Below are 20,881 nucleotides of genomic sequence, written 5' to 3'. Positions count from 1 at the left end.
TTTCAGAGTGCGATAAACAGAAAATAAAAAGCCTTCCAAATGGAAGGCTTTTTAATATTAAGGGGGATGTAGATTACATACGCTCTAGTGTTTCGATACCAAGTAGGTCTAGACCTTGCTTGATAGTTTTTGATGTTAGCAATGCAAGCTTCAAGCGGCTTTGCTTAACATCTTCTTCAGCATTAAGAATTGGACATGCTTCGTAGAAGCTAGAGAACATACCTGCAAGTTCGAATAGGTAAGTACACATTAAGTGTGGTTGACCTTCACGTGCTACAGATTGTACCGCTTCTTCAAATTGAAGAAGTTTAGATAGCAGTACTTGCTCTTTTTCGTCAGTGATAACGATTGGGTGAGTAAGATCTGCAAGCTCAACATTCGCGCGCTTAAAGATAGATGCTACACGTGTGTATGCGTACTGCATGTATGGTGCAGTGTTACCTTCGAATGCTAGCATGTTGTCCCAGTCGAAGATGTAATCTGTCGTACGATGCTTAGAAAGATCAGAGTACTTAACCGCAGCCATTGCAACAGTTTGTGCAATGTTTGCTTTTTCTTCAGCACTTAGTTCTGGGTTCTTTTCTTCAATTAGCTTGTTAGCACGCTCAACAGCCTCATCCAGAAGATCAGCAAGACGAACAGTACCGCCAGCACGAGTCTTAAATGGACGACCATCTTTACCTAGCATCATACCAAATGCGTGGTGCTCAAGAGATACACTCTCTGGCACATAACCCGCTTTACGTACGATTTCCCAAGCCATCATTAGGTGTTGGTGCTGACGTGAGTCGATGAAGTAAAGTACGCGATCAGCATGAAGTTGCTCGTAACGGTATTTAGCACAAGCGATATCAGTGGTTGTGTATAGGTAACCGCCATCACGCTTCTGGATGATCACACCCATAGGCTCGCCGTCTTTGTTTTTGTATTCGTCTAGGTAAACAACAATTGCGCCATCACTTTCTACAGCTAGACCTTTTTCTTTAAGATCTGCAACAACGCCAGGTAGCATGTCGTTGTACATAGATTCGCCCATTACGTTGTCATCAGTCAGTGACACGCTTAGACGATCGTAGTTGCGTTGATTTTGCTTAAGTGTAATAGCAACAAGTTGCTTCCATTTCTCAAGGCAGTACTCATCACCGCTTTGTAGACGAACAACAAAGTTACGTGCTGTTTTACCGAATTCTTCGTCTTCATCATAAAGTACTTTAGATTCACGGTAGAAACCTTCAAGATCGCTGATGTCCATAGAAACATCAGTACCTTCTTGCTCTTTACGCTGCATGTTAGCGATAAGCATACCGAATTGTGTACCCCAGTCACCAAGGTGGTTAGCTCGGATAACATTGTGGCCTAAAAATTCAAGAGTACGTACAACTGCATCACCGATGATAGTTGAACGTAAGTGACCTACGTGCATTTCTTTTGCAACGTTTGGTGCAGAGTAGTCAACAACAATGTTTTGTGCTGTTTCAGTATTAACGGCTAGACGCTCATCTTTTAGTGCTTCTTCACCACGCTCAGCTAACCATGCTTTGTTTAAGAAAATGTTAATAAAGCCTGGGCCGGCAATTTCAACTTTCTCAGCAATACCATCTAGTTCTAAGCAGTCGATAACTTTTTGTGCGAATTCGCGTGGATTAGTACCTAGCTTCTTTGCTACGCCCATAACACCGTTCGCTTGGTAATCACCAAACTGCGCTTTAGCTGATTGGCGAACTGCGGCAGGGCTGCCTGCAGGTGCGCCAGCGGCTTCTAAAGCCTGAGATACTTTATCATTAATAAGTGCTTGAATGTTCACACGCTGATCCTTAAATCATTTGTAACGCCAATTACTAATAAGAGGCAAAAATGTCTACGTATTACAAGATCACCGTCAAAAATAATCACGAAATAAAACAAAATGATAACATAAATAAATCAAGTGTTTAACGTGAGTATTTTTGACGGGGTCGCGAATATCTAAATATGCACCGAAGTCTTGAATACGCAGTAGGTATTGTCCTAATAATACCCACAGATGGAGGTACTTTGGCAACCGGAAAAACCTATTGTTTACGTTTTTTTTTAACTTTTTTTGTTATGAGTAAATAATGTGTAACACGCTATTGTATTGAAAAGAGAGTGCGTTAAATTCATGTTTCATTAAATCACGAAAAATGGATAATTATTCACTTCGTCTCATTATAGTAATAGCTGTCAATAATAGGATAAATTTATGCACAAGCTTGAACAATATAATCTTCATCCAACGCAGATGCTTGCGCAGTTACCGGAGTTTATGAAAGCGATTAATGCATTGATTGATGATTTAGGGATTTCACTGGCTGATTACCAAGCCGATCACATTGCATTACGTGTCAATGATCAAGATGTGGCGCAACAGTTACATCAAGCCTGGCTGAGTTATGGCCAAGAATGGTCTAACAATATGATCAATGGTCGTCCCATTGTGATCATTGGGTTTGAACAGTCATTAGCCGTAGATGGATGGACAATCGAAGCGTTAGAGTTGCCTTATCCGAGTGATAAAGTTTATCTGAAGCAAGGGTGGGAACATATTGAGTTTGTGGTGCCATCTAGTGCACAAACGATTGAAGAATTAAAAGCAGATTTACTAGAACAATTACCACAATTAGATTGGGATGGGTTAGATGCGAAGGGGATCAAAGTAAAAGCCAGTTTACCATCCGGTGAAGATGAGCGTTTAGCTAATCCTACTTTTGCGTTTAAACGTGATGGGGTATGTATTAAATTACACGGACACTCGTTAAAAGCAGTATTAGAAAGTGAACAAGCCTAGTTGCTGTAAATACGAATAATAAAAAGCGTAGTAATCCCCAAAGATTACTACGCTCGCTTGGTCAATATTGTCTTTTTCTGATTATAAAATAACCGTCCGGTTACCATAGACAAAAATACGATCGTCTACCGCAAGGCCTAATGCTTTACTGAGCACAGATTTTTCTACATCACGACCAGACTTTGCCATTTCAACTGCACTGAAACTATGATCAACAGGGATGACGTTTTGGGTTATGATTGGCCCTTCATCAAGATCGTTAGTTACAAAGTGTGCGGTTGCACCAATGATTTTTACACCACGTTCAAATGCTTGTTGGTAAGGCTTAGCGCCAATAAATGCAGGTAAGAAACTGTGATGAATATTAATGATTTTATTAGGGAATTGTGCAACAAAATTAGGCGTTAAAATACGCATATATTTCGCCAGTACCACGTAATTTGGTTGATACTGTTGTACCGCTTCTAATAGTTTTTGTTCGTGCTCTTCACGGCTTAATCCTTCATGGCAAACATGATGGAATGGAATATCAAACTTTTCCGTTAGCCCTTGTAGGGTGTCGTAATTACCAACAACCGCAGCAATATCGATATCTAATGAACCATCGAAGGCTTTAACAAGAATATCACCTAGGCAGTGCGCTTCTTTTGTCACCATGATGACGATTTTTTTGCGATCAGAACTGATTAAACGGCGTTTGCTGCCTTTGGGTAAAGCATGATCAATATCTGCGAGGAAGGTTGTATCATTAAAATAGCCTTCAAGCTCAGTACGCATGAAAAATTGATTATGGGTGTTATCAACATATTCCTTATTGTTGATAATATTTAGTTGGTGCTTATGACAAATGTTGGTAATTTTGGCGATTAGTCCCATTTCATCTGGGCATTCCGTGAGGAGTGTTTTCTTTTCCATGTCGTTTCCTGACTGCGATTCACGCATATAATACATTGCGTGTTACAAAGATCTTAATTAACTATTACCTAGATTTAACCTTATGGTCAAAGTATTTATTTGTTAGGTGATGTTATTAATAAGAAAGTGATGTCGTTAATTTTTGTAATCGATGGATAGAAGACTAGTCGAGTAGTTGGATAATTGGCATAATGAATACTGTATATATAACCAATAGTGCGAAGTAAATGATAACGAAGTTTTTTGCCTCTGGTGGCGCATTAGATAAAGCCATCCCTGGTTTTCAGGCTCGCCAACCTCAAATTGATATGGCGAATGCTGTGGCAGATGCGATCAAGAGTGAATCTCAGCTGGTGGTTGAAGCGGGAACGGGGACAGGTAAAACCTTTGCTTATGTGATCCCCGCTTTGCTTAGTGGTAAGAAAACTATTATCAGTACAGGCTCTAAAAACCTTCAAGAGCAATTATTTCACCGTGATTTGCCATTAATGGCTGATGCGATTGGCTTTACGGGGCGTGTCGCGTTATTAAAAGGGCGAGCAAATTATCTGTGTGTAGATCGTTTAAATCGCCAAGTGATAGAAAGCCATGATGTGGAATCTGATCCTACGTTATTAACACAGTTGGTTAAAATTCGACAATGGTCTTCATCATCGAAAAGCGGCGATTTTGGTGAATGTGAAGATGTTGCAGAAGATAGCCCAGTCATTCCATTGATTACTTCGACCAATGATAACTGTTTAGGCCGTGAATGCCCCTCGTATGATGATTGTTTTGTCGTTAAAGCACGTCGCAAAGCAATGGAAGCCGATGTAGTTGTTGTTAATCACCATTTATTCTTAGCCGATTTAGCCATTAAAGAAACAGGCTTTGGTGAATTAATTCCTGAAGCTGAAGTATTTATCTTTGATGAAGCCCACCAAATGCCTGATATTGCCAGTCAGTACTTTGGCCAGAGCCTAACCAGTCGCCAATTAATTGAACTCGCGAAAGATATTGATATTGGTTATCGCACAGAAGCGCGTGATATGCGCCAACTGCAAAAAACGGCAGATAGGTTACAGCAAGCTGCGTTTGAAATGCGGATAATTTTAGGTGATCCCGGGTTTAGGGGAAATTGGCGAGAAGCATCACAAACCCCTGCTGTTCAACGGGAATTGACTCGACTGTCAGATGCATTAGATCTTACCTACGATGTACTTAAGCTGGCGTTAGGTCGAAGCCAGTTACTAGATACTGCCTTTGAACGTGCAGCAACGCTAAAAGCCAAACTAAAACGAGTATCAGATACTGCAATTACAGGCTATTCCTATTGGTATGAATGTACACCTCGCCAGTTTAGTTTAAATATCACGCCGCTCTCTGTTGCGGATAAATTTAAAGAGCAAATGGCTGAGCAAAAAGGGGCATGGATCTTCACTTCAGCAACCTTAGCCGTTGATGAGAATTTCACCCACTTTAGTCATCGCTTAGGGTTAGAGCCAAAGCAACAATTCTCGCTTGAAAGTCCGTTTGATTACAACGAGCAGGCGTTATTATGTGTACCTCGCCATTTACCTGAGCCTAATAGTTATGGTCTCGCTAATAAATTGGTTGAGATGTTAGCGCCTGTGATTGAAGCGAATAATGGTCGTTGTTTTTTCTTGTGTACTTCTCATCAAATGGTACGCGATCTTGCAGAAGGGTTTCGTGAGAAGCTGAGTTTACCCGTGTTAGCGCAAGGTGAAACAACGAAACAAAAGCTACTTAATGAGTATTTGGCTCATGGTAATGCATTATTAGTGGCAACGGGGGCGTTCTGGGAAGGGATTGATGTTAGAGGGCAAGCCCTTAGCTGTGTTATCATTGATAAATTACCGTTTACAGCACCAGATGATCCATTATTAAAAGCACGTATTGAAGATTGTCGTATGCGTGGTGGTGATCCTTTTGCCGATGTCCAAGTACCTGATGCGGTGATCACTTTAAAGCAGGGTGTTGGGCGTTTGATCCGTGATACTAAAGACAAAGGCGCATTGATCATTTGTGATAACCGATTAGTAACAAGGCATTATGGCGCTGTATTTTTACGAAGTTTACCACCGATCCCTCGTACACGTAGTGTTGAAGGGGTTAGTGACTTTTTGTCTACTATTAATAACAATAACGTTATTGAAGATGACAACCAACATTCAGAGGCTTGAATGAGCACCAAAATTTTGGCAGTTGATACTGCAACTGAAAATTGTTCTGTTGCCCTATTAATGGGTGACGAAGTTATCTCTCGTTGTGAATATGCGCCACGTGAGCACACAACAAAAATTTTGCCTATGGTAGATACAGTTCTGGCTGAAGCCGGTATCAAGCTAAACCAACTCGATGCATTGGCTTACGGCCAAGGCCCTGGTAGCTTTACTGGTGTTCGTATCGGCATTGGTATTGCGCAAGGTTTAGCGTTTGGTGCCGATTTACCTATGGTGGGCGTGTCAACATTAGCTGCAATGGCGCAAGGTACTTTCCGTGTCCATCAAGCTGACAATGTATTATCTGCTATTGATGCTCGTATGGGCGAAATCTATTGGGGTCAGTATCAGCGTAAAACAGATGGTGACTGGCAAATTATCGGTGCAGAGCAGGTGATTGTACCTGAGGCTCTAGTTGAATCTGTTCAGACCGAATCAGGAATTTGGTTAACAGCGGGTACAGCGTGGGAAGTGTATGCTGATACTCTAGCTAAGTTACCTTTTGAAATGCAGCAGGGCTCGGTGTTATATCCTGATTCACAAGACATGGTTCACCTAGCGAAGTTTGCTTTTGCTCGTGGTGAAAGTGTTAGCGCAGAAGTAGCTAGTCCTGTGTATTTACGTGATACCGTGACATGGAAAAAATTACCAGGTCGCGAATAATTAAATAAAGAGTAGTGGCAGGTGCTGCTACTTTTTCTTTATCCTAATTTTTTAAATGGATGATGAGAGGAGATTATGGTTACTATCAATCATGGTGTTATATCATTACCATCAAAACCATTTAGTTCAACCTCACAGACCTCTAGTACGAAAGCGAGCACTTCAAGTGATACGGTTTCATCAACGTCTGTTTTATCATCGTTATCGACAACACAACACGCAGAGTGGGCGAGTCAAGAATATCGTCAATTACAGTATGATCGCCCTGATGGTAAACATCAGAAAGCATTATCTATGTATATGGATGTCATGCTGCATGATAGAAAAGAACAACTTTCCGATCTTATCGGTATCAATATGGTTGTTTAAACCAACGAATACTTTCCTTATTATTCTCATCGTTATCACGTTAATTTAACGTGTCCGTAGACTATGCCTAAATAATTACTTTTGCTGTAATATTGAACAGTTATGTTGAGGTTTTATATGTTTCGCACGCTATTTCTTGGGCTGATATTAATCTTTATGGTAGGCTGCGCCAGTGTTCCAGCCAGCTTGCAGACCAAAACGAAAAATCCTATCACGGATTTACGCGTTATCACAGAGCATCCTACTGTAATGCAACATCAGGAAGTAAGGTTAGGTGGCATTATTGCTTCAATTAAAAATGAAGCAAAGCAAACACGCGTTGAAATAGTCGCATTGCCGTTAACCTCTGACGGTAGACCAATATTGAACAGTAAACCCCAAGGTAGATTTATTGCGAATGTACCTGGTTTTCTTGATCCTATCGAGTATGCCAAAGGACGTTTACTGACAGTTGTCGGGCAATATACTGAAATGCAAAAAGGTAAAGTTGGAGAGTACGATTATACTTTTCCTGTGGTAAATGCTTCAGGTGAGCAAATTTGGCAAGTACAGCAGCAAATTCAAATGGAAACACCAATGCGATTTAATCGTTGTATTGGCATTAACTGTGGATTTTGGGGCGATGATTACTTTATGTCACCGTTTGGCATTCAAGGGCGCGTGGTTGATAGAGTGATAATGTAAGTCATGGAAGTAACAACATTTAAGCTGGCTGAATTAGAATTAGCGGGACTGACCAATTTCTCATTATCGTCGCCGTTAGAGAATAACAAACCCGTATTGTTATTTATTCATGGTTGGCAAGATAATGCTGCGACGTTTTCATCACTTTGGTCACGACTAGAGGACGATTTTAATCTTGTTGCCATTGATTTGCCTGGACATGGTTTATCACAATCTCGAAGTGGGGATAACTATTATCACTTTTTCGATTATATTGATGATTTACACCAAGTCATTACACAGCTCCCCACCACTCGCGTGTGTCTTGTTGGCCACTCATTAGGGGCGATTATTGCCAGTTGTTATAGCGCAGCTTATCCTCAATCAATAGATAAGTTGGTATTAATTGAAGGCTTGTCGCCATTAGTGGAAGAGGCCGAACAAACGGTTGAGCGGTTAAAGCGTGGGATTAAAAGTCGACAGCAATACCGTAAAAGTAGTGAACGTCGTAAAGCAAGAGCAATGAGCTCTTTTACTGAAGCTTTACAATTACGTGCCAACGTTAATGATTTACCCATGGCATGTTTAGAGCCTGTTGTGAAGCGAGCAACGGTTAAGCGTAATGGGCTGTGGTACTGGCGACATGACCATCGCCTGCGTTGTGAATCACTCTACCGGATGACACAACAACAAGCACAAGCAATTATGTCGTCAATAGAAGCACCCATTTATTCGATTGTCGGAAGTCATGGATTTCCTCAACTGCGTGATGATCCGCAGGATAAATACAAGCTTCAACAGTTTTCACAGGTAGTGATTGACGGGGGGCATCATTGCCATTTAGAACAGCCAGATACAGTATCGAATTGTATTAGGGCTTTTATTTCCCTCGAGAGAGATTAATCTTCGCTTTTCAATGAGTAGCTTCAAAGTTTCTACTCAGTTAATTTGGCAAGATGTTAATTATAAGTTAAGTATACTGTACTTGAATGTAAACGCCTGTTTGATTTATACGTACAGTATTTACCTGTATTCCTGTATAGGTATTAAAGCAGTCTAATAATAAGGAGAATGCGAGTGGATAAGGTTTGGCTTAGCCGCTATCCGAATGATGTACCGGCAGAAATTAATCCGGATGCATATTCATCATTAGTTGATATGTTTGAACAATCAGTACGTAAATATGCTGATCAAACTGCTTTCATTAACATGGGACAAGTTATGACCTTCCGTAAATTGGAAGAGCGTAGCCGTGCCTTTGCAGCTTACCTTCAAAATGAATTGAAGCTACAAAAAGGTGACCGTGTTGCTGTAATGATGCCAAACTTACTGCAATATCCTATCGCGCTATTCGGTATTTTACGTGCAGGTTGTGTTGTGGTTAACGTCAACCCGTTATACACCCCACGTGAGTTAGAGCACCAATTAAATGACTCTGGTGCAAAAGCCATTGTTATCGTGTCTAACTTTGCTCATACCCTTGAAGCTGTTGTTAAAAATACAGGTGTTAAAAATGTAATTTTAACCAGCCTTGGCGACCAATTGTCTCGTCCAAAAGGTACTTTGGTTAACTTTGTTGTTAAGTACATTAAGAAAATGGTGCCTAAGTACCATTTGCCGCATGCGACTTCAATGCGTATCGCACTGCGTAAAGGCCGTCGTATGCAGTATGTTAAGCCATTTATTACTGGCGATGACATGGCATTTCTTCAATATACAGGTGGTACAACAGGCGTCGCTAAGGGTGCAATATTAACGCATCATAATATGGTGTCTAATGTCATGCAGGCGAAAGGTGCATATGGTCCTGTGCTAACAGAGGGGCGTGAGCTCATTGTTACCGCTTTACCGCTTTATCATGTATTTGCATTGACAGTAAACTGCTTATTATTAATGGAAATGGGCGGTCAGAACTTACTGATCACGAATCCACGTGATATTCCCACTTTTGTCAAAGAGCTTCAACGTTATCAATTTACAGCAATTACAGGTGTGAACACCTTATTTAATGCGCTGATCAACAATGAAGATTTCCAAGAGCTCGATTTTAGTAATCTACGTCTTTCTGTTGGCGGCGGTATGGCGGTGCAACGTGCTGTTGCTGAAAAGTGGCAGAAAATCACCGGTAATTACTTATTAGAAGGGTACGGTTTAACCGAGTGTTCACCACTGGTTGCAGCATACCCTTATGATTTGACGCAATATAACGGTTCAATTGGCCTGCCTGTCCCTTCAACTGAAGTGCGTATGGTTGATGATGAAGGTAATATTGTGGGTATCGACGAAGTCGGTGAATTACAAGTTCGTGGTCCTCAAGTCATGAAAGGTTACTGGCAGCGTCCTGAAGCCACTAAAGAAGTATTAACAGAAGATGGTTGGCTATCGACGGGTGATATCGTTAAATTTGATGATGAAGGCTTTTTGCATATTGTCGATCGTAAGAAAGATATGATCTTAGTGTCAGGTTTTAACGTTTATCCTAATGAAATCGAAGATGTTGTAGCGCTACATGACAAAGTGCTTGAAGTCGCAGCGATCGGCCAGGCTCATGAAGTGTCTGGAGAAGTGGTTAAGATATGTGTGGTGAAACGCGATCAGAGCCTCACAAAAGATGAATTGATAGCGCATTGTCGTCAACATTTAACAGGTTATAAGATACCTAAAATTGTTGAATTTATGGATGACTTGCCAAAAACCAATGTAGGTAAGATTCTACGTCGCGTATTGCGTGAAGAGTCTGATAAAAAAGCACAACAATAAGTGTTTGCGATAATAAATATGTAAAAAAGCCCATCAGTTTTTGCTGAAAAGTGTTATTACATACTATTGCGCGATATTATAGATGCCGACATTACGTCGGCATTTTTCTTAATATAATTTACAAAAAGGTTAATGATTTAGCCCCGCACCGAAAAGGTATCATGTGAACTTCGAGATAATTACAACAACCGAGCAATTACAACAGCGTTGTGACTCAGCCAGAACGCACACTGCCGTTATGCTTGATACGGAATTTGTCCGTACTCGTACGCTATACCCGCGTTTAGGTTTGATTCAATTATTCGATGGTGAGCAGTTATCGTTAATTGATCCATTAGAAGTGGAAGACATGGAGCCATTGTGGGCATTGTTACGTGATCAATCGGTGATGAAAGTGCTTCACGCCTGTGGTGAAGATCTAGAAGTATTTCAGCATCATGCCGGTTGTTTACCAACACCAATGTTTGATACTCAGTTAATGGCAGCTTTCCTTGGACAAGGTATTTCAACGGGCTTTGGTGCATTAGTGAAAGAATACGTTGGTGTTGAGCTTGATAAAGGCGAAGCGCGTACCAATTGGCTTGCACGTCCATTAACGGCAAAACAACTCGATTATGCCGCTGCCGATGTTTATTACTTAAAACCGTTGTTTGAAAGTTTATTAGCTAAGGTTGAAGAACGGGGCTATATGGAAGCATTACAGCAAGAATGCCTATCTGTAATACACCGCCGTATTAAGCCCGTTGATCCAGAAAAAGCGTATCTTGATATTAAAAACGCATGGCAGTTAAACCCACAGCAACTTGCTGTTTTGCAAAAAGTTGCAGCTTGGCGAGTACGTGAAGCGCAGAAACGGGATATCGCATTAAACTTCATTGTCAAAGAATTACATTTATGGAAATTAGCGCGTTTTAATATTAAATCACGAGCTGAGCTTGAGAAAGCAGATTTTGAGCCAATGGAGATCCAACGTCACGGTAACCGTTTATTGAAAATGGTGCATGATTGCGATCGTATTGCAGCGCAAGATTATCCCGCGAAAATAGAGCGTTTGGTTGATTTCCCACATTATAAGCAGATGGTAAAATCCATCAAAGACGTAGTAACAGATGTTGAAAAAGAGACCGGTTTAGCGCCTGAGTTCTTAGCTTCTAAAAAGCAGATCCACCAAGTATTATCTTGGGCATGGAAGTATCAGCGTCAAGATGAAAAACGTCCTGAAATGTTGAAAAACTGGCGTCGTGATTTATTTGAGCAACGTGTATTAAAGTTATTAGACGAAAAAGCCTAATTGATTACTACGTCCTAAAAGAAAAAACCCGCCATCTGCGGGTTTTTCTGTATTAACGTTCTTCGTCAGGTAACGTCACGTTAAGTTCGAGTACGGATAAATCTTCCTCTTTATGATCAAGGTTCACAGACACTTGATTTGGGTCGATTTGAACGTACTTACTGATCACATCTAAAATATCTTGTTTTAGCTGGGGTAGGTAGGCTGGAGCCGGTTGTCCAGCACTACGACGTTCAGCGACAATAATCTGTAACCTTTCCTTTGCTACATTCGCTGTTTTCGTCTTTTTCGGGCGGAAAAACTCGAGCAGTGCCATATAAAGTTAGCCTCCAAATAAGCGTTTTAGGAAGCCTTTCTTCTCTTCCTCTAAGAATTTAAATGGGCGTTCCTCACCCAATAAGCGTGCTACTGTATCTTCATAAGCAATGCCAGCATCAGATTCTTTATCGAAAATAACGGGCTCACCCTTGTTAGATGCGTTTAGCACAGCTTGGCTTTCAGGAATAACACCTAAAAGAGGGATGTGTAAAATTTCTTCAACATCTTGAACGCTTAGCATTTCACCTTGCGTTACACGTGTCGGGTTATAGCGTGTTAGTAGTAAGTGTTGTTTAACTGCGTCTTTACCATCTTCTGCTCGGCGAGACTTAGAATCTAGAATACCTAAAATACGATCAGAGTCGCGAACAGAAGAGACTTCAGGATTCGTTGTTACAATCGCTTCATCAGCAAAGTAAAGTGCCATTAAAGCACCAGTTTCAATACCTGCTGGAGAATCACAGATAATGAAATCAAAATTCATTTTATCCAAGTCATTTAAAACACGCTCAACGCCTTCACGAGAGAGTGCGTCTTTATCACGAGTCTGAGATGCAGGTAAAACAAAAAGGTTATCAACACGCTTATCTTTAATTAATGCTTGGTTCAGATTTGCTTCGCCGTTGATAACGTTTACAAAGTCATAAACGACACGTCGCTCACAACCCATAATGAGATCAAGGTTACGTAGACCAATATCAAAATCGATAACCGCCGTTTTTTTACCGCATAATGCTAGACCAGATGCAATGGCTGCGCTTGAGGTTGTTTTACCAACGCCGCCTTTACCTGAAGTAACAACGATAATTCGTGCCATTTACTAAATTCCTTATTAAAACTTTTATAAAGCAAGGTGCTCGATGCTAAGCGTATTATCAGTAATTGAAATTACAACACCCTTGCCCCAGAACTCATCCTGAATGTTATCACTTAGCCAGTAGTTTCCTGCAACTGAAATTAGTTCAGATTGCAAGTTCTGACAGAAAATTGTCGCTTCTAGGTCTCCGTTGGCTCCAGCTAATGCTCGACCACGTAACGTACCGTAAATATGAATGCAACCATCAGCAATAATTTCAGCGCCCGCACTCACATGGTTGAGAATGACAAGGTCACGATTTTTAGCATAAATCTGTTGACCAGAACGAACAGGAGTGCGAATGATAAGTGCAGACTCTCGGCCTTGAACTGGCTGAGAAGATGGCTCAGCTTCAGTAGATTCTACTGTTGTTTTTTCTTTCACCGTGCGTGCGGCATTCATAATAGCAAATCCAGCAGATTTTGCTTGATTTTGTAACGCTTGTTCTTTACAACCGCTGATACCTACAGGGATCATGCCCGCGTCGACAATTGCTCGTTTTAATTGCTCAAAATTAATATCTTTGCCTGCATTAGAGATATCGATAACAACGGGAGCTGATGCAAAGAAATTAGGTGCGAGTTCAATTTTTTCTTTTAGGTGATCGGTCGCTTTTTTGATATCACCATCAATTAAATGAAGCGCAGAGAGCGTAAATGAGCTCCCTTTAAGTTCAGTCGTCTTGGTCATGGTATTTATTATGGTTAATGTTTAAATTAACCATTCTTGTTGATTATCACAAAGGTACTAGCATGGTATATTCCCGAGCAGTTAGGGGCAAGTTATCCTTGCTTTGACATGGGAAATTCAGACAAAAGTCTCATCCTGTAGGGGGAAAAATAAACCAACGGGGAATGATACGTTAAAATAGCTGTCTGAAAGAATAAGCTTTAACAAATAGGTGAATTGAAATGTTGTGTGCAATCTATAAAAGCTTAAAAAAAGATAACACATATTTATATGTAAATAAGAAAGATGATTTCTCCGATGTGCCTGAAGTATTAATGAATACATTTGGTAAACCGCAATTTGTTATGGTGATAAAGTTAGAAGGGAGAAAGTTAGCCTTGGCCGATGTTGAAAAAGTAAAAGAAGCATTAAAGACCGTTGGTTTCTATCTTCAAGTTCCACCGCCAGTAACAAATTTATTGGATCAATATAAAGCCGAGAAAGCCGGCAGAGCTAATTAAGGTTATTATGCATAAGCGTTTTATATCGGCCGTTGTGGCCTTAGGACTAGGGATTTCCTCAACAGCTTTTGCTGCTGATGAAGGGTTTAACGCATATATAAATAAATTAAAAGCAGAAGCGCGTAGTAATGGTATTTCTGAGCCTATTCTCGATTCAGCTTTTAAAGGCATTACATTTACTCATCGTGCAGTAAAGGCAGATAAAAACCAACCTGAGAAAAAGTTAACATTAGATCAATATATTCCACGCGCTGTACCTGACTGGAAAGTAAAACAAGCACGTCGTTTATATCAAGAGAATAAAACAACATTAGATCGGATAGGTAAAGAATACGGCGTACAGCCACGTTTTATTGTTGCGTTGTGGGGAGTTGAAAGTAACTTTGGTAAATTACAAGGTAATTACCATGTTGTTGAAGCATTAACCACGTTGGCTTATGAAGGTCGTCGTGAAGCTTTATTTCGTAAACAAGTGATGGCGGCATTACAAATCCTTCAAGAAGGACATATTACGATTGATGAGATGAAAGGATCATGGGCAGGGGCGATGGGTCAATGCCAATTTATGCCAACATCTTATTTAACCTTTGCGGTTGATGGTAATAATGATGGTAAAGCTGATATTTGGAATACTAAAGCGGATGTTTTTGCATCTGCAGCGAATTACCTAAAAAAATCAGGTTGGAATGATAAATATACTTGGGGACGTCAAGTTAAGATCCCATCATCATTATCGGCCGATTTAAAAGGTACGGGTGTAGAAAAAACCAAAACACTAGCACAATGGCAAACACTCGGTGTTCGTACTATGAGTGGTGGGAATTTACCCAAAGAAGACATTGATGCATGGTTAATTCAACCTGATGACGAACATGGGCGTGCTTACCTTGTTTATGGTAATTACCAAACATTAATGAAATGGAATCGTTCTCATTATTTTGCTTTAGCTGTCAGCCATCTTGCTGATCGTATCTAATAGCTATAACCAATAATAAAAGGTTATCTGTATTGAAAGTCAGGCACTACTGCCTGGCTTTTTATTTTGATATGTGTTTTCTATATTTAAAAGCGAATAAATATTTGCCTAGACATATCTTTAAGCAATTCGAAAACAGCGTTGTTTAGATTGATGTCTATAATTCTTGGTTCATGACAGTATAAAAAAAGCCCAACTAAGTTGAGCTTTCTAAATATATGGTAGGAAATGAAATTAGATTTCAAATTCTTCTAAAGATTTACCATTTTCAAGTGCTTGCTTAAGCGCGCTTGGTGTACGGCCTTGGCCTGTCCACGTTTTTTCTTCACCGTTTTCATCGATGAATTTATATTTAGCTGGACGTGCAGCACGTTTTGCTTTTGGTGCTTTTGAAAGGCTTGCTAACAATTCTTCAGGGTCGATACCATCAGCTAATAGCATTTCACGGTATTGAGCTAGTTTTTCATTACGCTCATTTTCTTTTGCTTGTTCTTCTTCTTCAGCTTCAGCACGTTCTTGAACAACGGTAGTTAATTTCTCTAAAGCTTCTTCTAGTTGCTCTAAAGTATATTCACGAGAAAGTGCACGAAGACTACGAAGGTTTAAAAGTGCTTTCATTGCATCAGACATTTTTATATTTCCTGTTATTTTTAACTAACTGTAAATAATAATAGCAGTGTCGAATCATTTATTACAATAGTAATGCTTTTATTCATTATGTCAAAACACTTTAAACATTCTTTATTGTTAATTGTTAATAAATCCGATATTCGTATTTTTATAAAAATACGAATATCGGATTTATGCTTAATAGATGTTTAAATGGTTACAAAATGAAACATATCTGCTCGTAGGTTCATAATATTTAATGGGTGAAGCTATACTTAGATAAGATTATATTTATAAAGCAATGTTATTTGTTCTGTTGTTAAATGTTTCATGTGATGTTGTTGCAAATAATGAAACATTACGTAGAATAATCGCAACCTTGATGTAAGGTAGAGGCGCGTTATCTAATAGTAATTAACAAGAGGGTGAAACCAATGACGGTTAATGAAAGGAGCTAATGCCGAAGTAAGAGTGACGTCAAATCCTTTTTCTGGGGTTGTATTGAATAAGTGCAACACTGCCATAGTATATAATCATATTCACTATGGAGCGCTACTGTGAAAAGAGAAGAGCCAAGACGTTCTTCAAATATGGTTAACCGCCATGTTATCCAGTAGATCTCCAACCTAATTCGGTTGTCTTTGAGATCATGAATTTAGTAGATTACTCCCATTCATTAGTATCCATTATTCCTCCTATTGTTGCGTTAGGGTTAGCGATACTTTCTCGGCGTGTGTTAGTTTCTCTTGGTGCGGGTATCGTATTAGGAGCACTTTACTTAAATGACTTTTCATTTAACCATTCAGCTTCTTATTTAGGAGGCACTATACAAAACTTATTCATATCTGATGGTGGTATTAATACCTGGAATATGAGTATTGTTTTATTCCTCATTATATTAGGCATGACGACAGCATTGTTAACATTGTCTGGTGGTACTCGTGCATTCGCTGCATGGGCACAAACAAAAATTAAAACAAAAAGGGGCGCGAAACTGCTTGCTGCTTTTTTAGGTGTGTTTATTTTTGTTGATGATTACTTTAATAGTTTAGCGGTGGGTTCTATCGCTCGTCCCGTAACGGATCGCTATTATGTATCTCGTTCTAAATTGGCTTATATATTGGATTCAACAGCCGCTCCAATGTGCGTTCTAATGCCGGCATCGAGTTGGGGTGCGTATATAATTACGTTAATTGGCGGTATTTTAGTTACGCATGGAGTAACAGAATATACACCTTTAAGTGCCTTTTTAACGCTAGCGCCAATGAACTTCTATGCTATTTTTGCTTTAGCTATGGTTTTTGTTGTGTCTTGGTTCCAATGGGATATTGGACCAATGAAAAAACATGAGATGGCAGCAATGCATGGCCGTGGTTTTGATGAAGGCGGTGATGTTGATGAACAAGCAAAAGATTTAACTGACGAATTAGAAATTGTTGAAAGTACGAAAGGTAAAGTTGGCGATTTAATTTGGCCGATTGTTATTTTAATATTTGCCACGTTCTTTTTTATGATTTTTACAGGCTATCAAGCATTAGCAGCAGATGGTAAATCTTTTGCTCTGCTAGGTGCGTTTGAAAATACTGATGTCGGTAAGTCACTTTGTCTTGGTGGTTTATTTGGCTTAGTTGCTGCGATTATTCCAGTCATTCGCCAGCGTATTGCATTTAATGAAGTTATTCGCACATTATGGATTGGTGCTAAATCCATGTTTGGTGCGATTTTAATTTTATTATTCGCGTGGAGTATTGGTAGCGTTATTGGTGATATGAAAACGGGTCAATATTTATCAACCCTTGTACAAGGGAATATTAACCCTATGTTATTACCGATGATCTTATTTTTATTATCAGGCGTGATGGCATTTTCTACAGGTACGTCGTGGGGCACGTTTGGCATTATGTTACCTATAGCTGGTGATTTAGCTGGGGCAACCGATATTACCTTGATGTTACCAATGCTAGCGGGAGTATTAGCAGGCTCTGTATTTGGTGATCACTGTTCACCGATTTCAGATACTACAATATTGTCTTCAACGGGGGCACGTTGCCATCATATTGATCATGTCGCAACGCAACTTCCTTACGCAGTTTCTGTCGCCTTTGTTTCTACTATTGGCTTCCTTGTGCTAGGTATGACTGACTCATTACCCGTAGCCTTCATCGCGGCTATAATTACTTTTATTATGGTTTGTGTGTTGTTTGCTTGGTTATCACGGCGTACTTATGTCCCAACAGTAAAAAGCTGATTTTATCTCTGTTCTTTTAAGCCCATACACTTTTCATGAAAAAGAGTATGGGCTTTTTTGTAACTAATGTGTACTTGTTAAGTCTATCACTTTTCATTGTGAGTGAATTTCTGTAGCATCGGCGCAGTTTTTTTAAACCAATCGTATTACTAGGGAATCCTCATGGCCCAAATGTATTTCTATTACTCTGCAATGAATGCAGGGAAATCGACCACATTATTGCAATCCTCGTTTAATTATCGCGAAAGAGGAATGACCCCCGTTATTTTTACTGCTGCGATTGATGATCGCTTTGGTGTGGGTAAAGTCAGCTCTCGTATTGGTTTAGAAGAAGAGGCTGAGTTATTTAATGCAGAAGATGATTTATTCGAACGATTAAAAGCGTTATCAGATAAAGGTAAAATTGATTGCGTATTAATTGATGAATGCCAGTTCTTATCTAAAGCGCAGGTGTATCAATTAACGGAAGTGGTCGATAAACTCGATATTCCGGTTTTATGTTACGGCTTACGTACAGACTTCTTAGGTGAACTTTTTGAAGGGAGTCGTTACTTATTATCGTGGGCGGATAAGTTAGTTGAATTAAAAACAATTTGTCACTGTGGTCGCAAAGCAAACATGGTGATCCGTCAAGATGAAACCGGTCGTGCTATTGCTGATGGTGAACAAGTTGAAATTGGTGGCAACGCACGTTACGTATCAGTATGTCGATTACATTATAAAGAGGCATTAGGTCGTTAATTATTTAATGATAATAGGGATAGTCCTCTTTATCTTATCCAGTAATACGTAATTATTGCGAAACAAAAAGCCAGCTTATTTGGCTGGCTTTTTCATCGTAACTGACGATTGAATTATTTCTTATTATGACGCTCTTGCAGTTTATTCGTCACATCTGACAGTGATAAACCTTGATCTTGAAGTAGTACAAGCAGGTGATAGATCAAATCCGCTGATTCACATACTAATTCCGCTTTGTCACCCGACGTTGCCGCAAGCGCGACTTCAACACCTTCTTCGCCCACTTTTTGCGATATACGCTTGGTGCCACGGGCGTAGAGGCTAGCTGTGTAGGAAGACTCAGGATCTGCACCTTTACGACTCGCCAAGAGCTGCTCAAGTTGATGAAGGAAAACCAGTGACGGTGGCTGAGCATCACTTTCATCAGAATCAAAACAGGTGGTCGTGTTTAAGTGGCACGTTGGACCAATTGGATCGACGTGTACTAATAAGGTGTCTTGGTCACAATCAAGCTGAATACTTTTAAGTTGCAGTACATTGCCTGATGTTTCACCTTTCGTCCACAGGCGCTCTTTGGTGCGAGACCAGAAAGTGACTTGTTTAGTATCAAGTGTCTTTTGAAGCGCATCTTCGTTCATGTAGCCAAGCATTAGCACTTGACCACTGGCATTATCTTGAACAATAGCAGGGATCAGTCCGGCTACTTTTTCCCAATTGATTTTGGTTAATAAACTCATAGTCGGATCTCCACATTTTGCGTTTTCAGAAATTGCTTTAACTCACCAATGTTGATGATTTGTTTATGGAAAACAGAGGCAGCTAAGGCGCCGTCTACATTCGCAAGCTTAAAGGCATCGCTAAAGTGCTGCATTTCACCCGCACCACCAGAAGCAATTAAAGGCACGTCACATACACTGCGTACCATGTTGAGTTGCTCTAAGTCGTAACCATTACGTACGCCATCTTGGTTCATCATGTTCAGTACGATTTCACCCGCGCCACGACGTTGAACTTCTTCAACCCAATCACGTGTTTGCCATTGGGTAGCTTTGGTACGCTTTTCATCACCAGTAAATTGGTATACCTGATATTGACCTGTTTCAGCGTCAAAATAGGAATCAATACCGACAACGATACATTGCACACCGAACTTATCCGCCAATGTGGTGATTAATGTTGGATCTGCCAGCGCTGGTGAATTGATAGAGACTTTATCTGCACCAAATTGAAGAATACGGCTCGCATCGTCAGCAGATTTAATCCCACCTGCGACACAGAATGGAATATCAATCACTTCTGCAACGCGAGATACCCAGCTTTTATCAACAACACGACCGTCACTTGATGCGGTAATATCGTAGAAAACCAATTCATCTGCGCCTTCTTCAGCGTAACGTTTTGCCAGTGGTACAATGTCGCCAATGATTTCGTGGTTACGAAATTGGACACCTTTTACAACTTGACCATCACGTACGTCTAAACAAGGAATAATACGTTTAGCTAACATTGCGGTCTCCTTAATTGTTCCAGCATGTAAAGGCTTGATCGGCAGTAAACTTACCATCAAGTAGGGCGCGACCGACAATAACGCCAGCCACACCTGAGCCTTTTAATGCTGCAATATCATCAAGCGAGCCAATGCCACCAGATGATTGAAATTGTACTTGCGGGTACTGGCGACAAAGATCGACATACAGTTCGACATTTGAACCAGCCAATGTGCCATCGCGAGAAATGTCAGTACACAGCACGTGCTTTAAACCCACTTTTAAGAAATTTTCTAATAGCGCCTCAATAGTAACGCCTGAATCTTCTTGCCAACCAGAGACAGCGACAATGCGGTTACCGTTGTCATCAATGTTGATATCCAGAGCCAATACGATGTGTTCAGCACCGTATTTTTCCATCCAACCTTTTACCATTTCTGGTTGTTTAACGGCGGTAGAACCAATTACCACACGTTTAGCACCAGCGTTTAACAGATCTGCGACGTCTTGCTCGGTGCGTACGCCACCACCAATTTGTACATTGGCTGGTGTGCTTTTGAGTAGTTTTTCAATTAAAGATAACTGACGCGCTTGCGTATCTTTTGCGCCCGTTAAATCAACCAAATGTAGCCAGTTAGCGCCAGCTTGGTGGTAAAGATTAAATTGCTCTGCGGGATCGACTTTGTATTCTGTCACTTGACCATAGTCGCCTTGGAATAGACGAACGACTTGGCCTTCAATCAGATCTAATGCTGGAATAATCATAA

The 20,881-nt window shown here is 40.3% G+C and carries 21 protein-coding genes and 1 riboswitch; of the genes, 12 read left to right on the top strand and 9 right to left on the bottom strand.

All coding sequences use genetic code 11. From position 1 onward, the window contains the following. Positions 1-73: 73 nt before the first annotated feature. Positions 74-1,804, bottom strand: a complete 1,731-nt coding sequence (argS, locus tag C9J46_RS03625) for an arginine--tRNA ligase (RefSeq protein ID WP_105060625.1) — start codon at positions 1,802-1,804, stop codon at positions 74-76. A 417-nt stretch (positions 1,805-2,221) separates the two neighbouring features. On the opposite strand from argS, the gene C9J46_RS03620 reads away from it, so the two are divergent. Continuing rightward, positions 2,222-2,806, top strand: a complete 585-nt coding sequence (locus tag C9J46_RS03620) for a VOC family protein (protein ID WP_107245579.1) — start codon at positions 2,222-2,224, stop codon at positions 2,804-2,806. Between the two features lie 81 nt (positions 2,807-2,887). Here C9J46_RS03620 and purU read toward each other — a convergent pair whose 3' ends face one another. Then, positions 2,888-3,721 carry a formyltetrahydrofolate deformylase gene (gene purU / locus C9J46_RS03615; RefSeq protein ID WP_105060623.1) on the bottom strand — a complete coding sequence of 278 codons (834 nt, stop codon included), beginning with the start codon at positions 3,719-3,721 and terminating at the stop codon, positions 2,888-2,890. A gap of 227 nt (positions 3,722-3,948) precedes the next feature. Here purU and C9J46_RS03610 point away from each other — a divergent pair, with 227 nt between their 5' ends. The 7 genes from C9J46_RS03610 (at position 3,949) to rnd (ending at position 11,689) form a co-directional block, all read left to right on the top strand. Further along, positions 3,949-5,904: an ATP-dependent DNA helicase gene (locus tag C9J46_RS03610; protein WP_006646899.1), complete on the top strand. Its 1,956-nt coding sequence runs from the start codon at positions 3,949-3,951 to the stop codon at positions 5,902-5,904. After that, complete coding sequence (gene tsaB, locus C9J46_RS03605) at positions 5,905-6,606, top strand: tRNA (adenosine(37)-N6)-threonylcarbamoyltransferase complex dimerization subunit type 1 TsaB (protein ID WP_107290566.1); 702 nt, start codon at positions 5,905-5,907, stop codon at positions 6,604-6,606. It begins immediately after the preceding gene. Positions 6,607-6,681: 75 nt separating this feature from the next. After that, entirely contained in the window at positions 6,682-6,975 is a 294-nt protein-coding gene (locus C9J46_RS03600; protein WP_107205593.1) for a hypothetical protein, read from the top strand. 117 nt (positions 6,976-7,092) lie between these two features. Then, positions 7,093-7,659 (top strand): Slp family lipoprotein, encoded by a 567-nt coding sequence (locus C9J46_RS03595; RefSeq protein WP_107259403.1) that lies wholly within the window; start codon positions 7,093-7,095, stop codon positions 7,657-7,659. Positions 7,660-7,662: 3 nt separating this feature from the next. Further along, positions 7,663-8,541 carry an alpha/beta fold hydrolase gene (locus C9J46_RS03590; RefSeq protein ID WP_107245572.1) on the top strand — a complete coding sequence of 293 codons (879 nt, stop codon included), beginning with the start codon at positions 7,663-7,665 and terminating at the stop codon, positions 8,539-8,541. Between the two features lie 174 nt (positions 8,542-8,715). Next, positions 8,716-10,398: a long-chain-fatty-acid--CoA ligase FadD gene (gene fadD, locus C9J46_RS03585; protein ID WP_105060617.1), complete on the top strand. Its 1,683-nt coding sequence runs from the start codon at positions 8,716-8,718 to the stop codon at positions 10,396-10,398. 163 nt (positions 10,399-10,561) lie between these two features. Continuing rightward, complete coding sequence (gene rnd, locus C9J46_RS03580) at positions 10,562-11,689, top strand: ribonuclease D (RefSeq protein ID WP_107259405.1); 1,128 nt, start codon at positions 10,562-10,564, stop codon at positions 11,687-11,689. Positions 11,690-11,741: 52 nt separating this feature from the next. Here the strand turns inward: rnd and minE are convergent, their stop codons facing one another. From minE to minC, 3 genes are read right to left on the bottom strand one after another with little or no spacing between them, the layout of a single operon-like run. Next, positions 11,742-12,005: a cell division topological specificity factor MinE gene (gene minE / locus C9J46_RS03575; RefSeq protein WP_005370595.1), complete on the bottom strand. Its 264-nt coding sequence runs from the start codon at positions 12,003-12,005 to the stop codon at positions 11,742-11,744. A gap of 6 nt (positions 12,006-12,011) precedes the next feature. Continuing rightward, positions 12,012-12,824, bottom strand: a complete 813-nt coding sequence (gene minD, locus C9J46_RS03570; RefSeq protein WP_107205597.1) for a septum site-determining protein MinD — start codon at positions 12,822-12,824, stop codon at positions 12,012-12,014. 24 nt (positions 12,825-12,848) lie between these two features. Next, positions 12,849-13,553 carry a septum site-determining protein MinC gene (gene minC, locus C9J46_RS03565; protein ID WP_107205598.1) on the bottom strand — a complete coding sequence of 235 codons (705 nt, stop codon included), beginning with the start codon at positions 13,551-13,553 and terminating at the stop codon, positions 12,849-12,851. 221 nt (positions 13,554-13,774) lie between these two features. Here minC and C9J46_RS03560 point away from each other — a divergent pair, with 221 nt between their 5' ends. Beyond that, complete coding sequence (locus C9J46_RS03560) at positions 13,775-14,053, top strand: YcgL domain-containing protein (RefSeq protein ID WP_005370601.1); 279 nt, start codon at positions 13,775-13,777, stop codon at positions 14,051-14,053. Positions 14,054-14,060: 7 nt separating this feature from the next. Next, positions 14,061-15,029, top strand: coding sequence for a lytic transglycosylase domain-containing protein (locus C9J46_RS03555; RefSeq protein WP_045082690.1), 969 nt, complete (start codon positions 14,061-14,063; stop codon positions 15,027-15,029). 234 nt (positions 15,030-15,263) lie between these two features. Here C9J46_RS03555 and C9J46_RS03550 read toward each other — a convergent pair whose 3' ends face one another. After that, the gene (locus C9J46_RS03550) at positions 15,264-15,659 is read right to left on the bottom strand and encodes an H-NS family nucleoid-associated regulatory protein (protein ID WP_045183993.1); all 396 of its coding nucleotides are present in this window, start codon (positions 15,657-15,659) and stop codon (positions 15,264-15,266) included. Between the two features lie 361 nt (positions 15,660-16,020). Further along, a riboswitch (Lysine riboswitch) is annotated at positions 16,021-16,201 on the top strand. A gap of 86 nt (positions 16,202-16,287) precedes the next feature. Here C9J46_RS03550 and C9J46_RS03545 point away from each other — a divergent pair. After that, positions 16,288-17,886 (top strand): Na+/H+ antiporter NhaC family protein, encoded by a 1,599-nt coding sequence (locus C9J46_RS03545; protein ID WP_107259407.1) that lies wholly within the window; start codon positions 16,288-16,290, stop codon positions 17,884-17,886. A gap of 162 nt (positions 17,887-18,048) precedes the next feature. After that, on the top strand, positions 18,049-18,627 hold the full coding sequence (locus C9J46_RS03540) for a thymidine kinase (RefSeq protein WP_005370610.1): 579 nt from the start codon (positions 18,049-18,051) through the stop codon (positions 18,625-18,627). A gap of 113 nt (positions 18,628-18,740) precedes the next feature. On the opposite strand, the gene hisIE is transcribed toward C9J46_RS03540, so the two are convergent. Genes hisIE through hisA form a run of 3 tightly spaced genes read right to left on the bottom strand, consistent with a single transcriptional unit; the run spans position 18,741 to position 20,879 of the window. Continuing rightward, positions 18,741-19,364 (bottom strand): bifunctional phosphoribosyl-AMP cyclohydrolase/phosphoribosyl-ATP diphosphatase HisIE, encoded by a 624-nt coding sequence (hisIE, locus tag C9J46_RS03535; RefSeq protein ID WP_107205601.1) that lies wholly within the window; start codon positions 19,362-19,364, stop codon positions 18,741-18,743. Then, positions 19,361-20,134 (bottom strand): imidazole glycerol phosphate synthase subunit HisF, encoded by a 774-nt coding sequence (gene hisF / locus C9J46_RS03530; protein WP_005370612.1) that lies wholly within the window; start codon positions 20,132-20,134, stop codon positions 19,361-19,363. The genes hisIE and hisF overlap by 4 nt, the downstream gene beginning before the upstream one ends. A gap of 10 nt (positions 20,135-20,144) precedes the next feature. Continuing rightward, complete coding sequence (gene hisA / locus C9J46_RS03525) at positions 20,145-20,879, bottom strand: 1-(5-phosphoribosyl)-5-[(5-phosphoribosylamino)methylideneamino]imidazole-4-carboxamide isomerase (RefSeq protein WP_107290565.1); 735 nt, start codon at positions 20,877-20,879, stop codon at positions 20,145-20,147. Positions 20,880-20,881 lie beyond the last annotated feature (2 nt).

Origin of the sequence: Photobacterium sp. GB-36 (genome assembly GCF_003026135.1) — a bacterium.
In the GTDB taxonomy this organism is placed as follows: domain Bacteria; phylum Pseudomonadota; class Gammaproteobacteria; order Enterobacterales; family Vibrionaceae; genus Photobacterium.
Note: the sequence above shows the minus strand (reverse complement) of the source record. Positions and strands in the feature narration are given on the sequence as shown.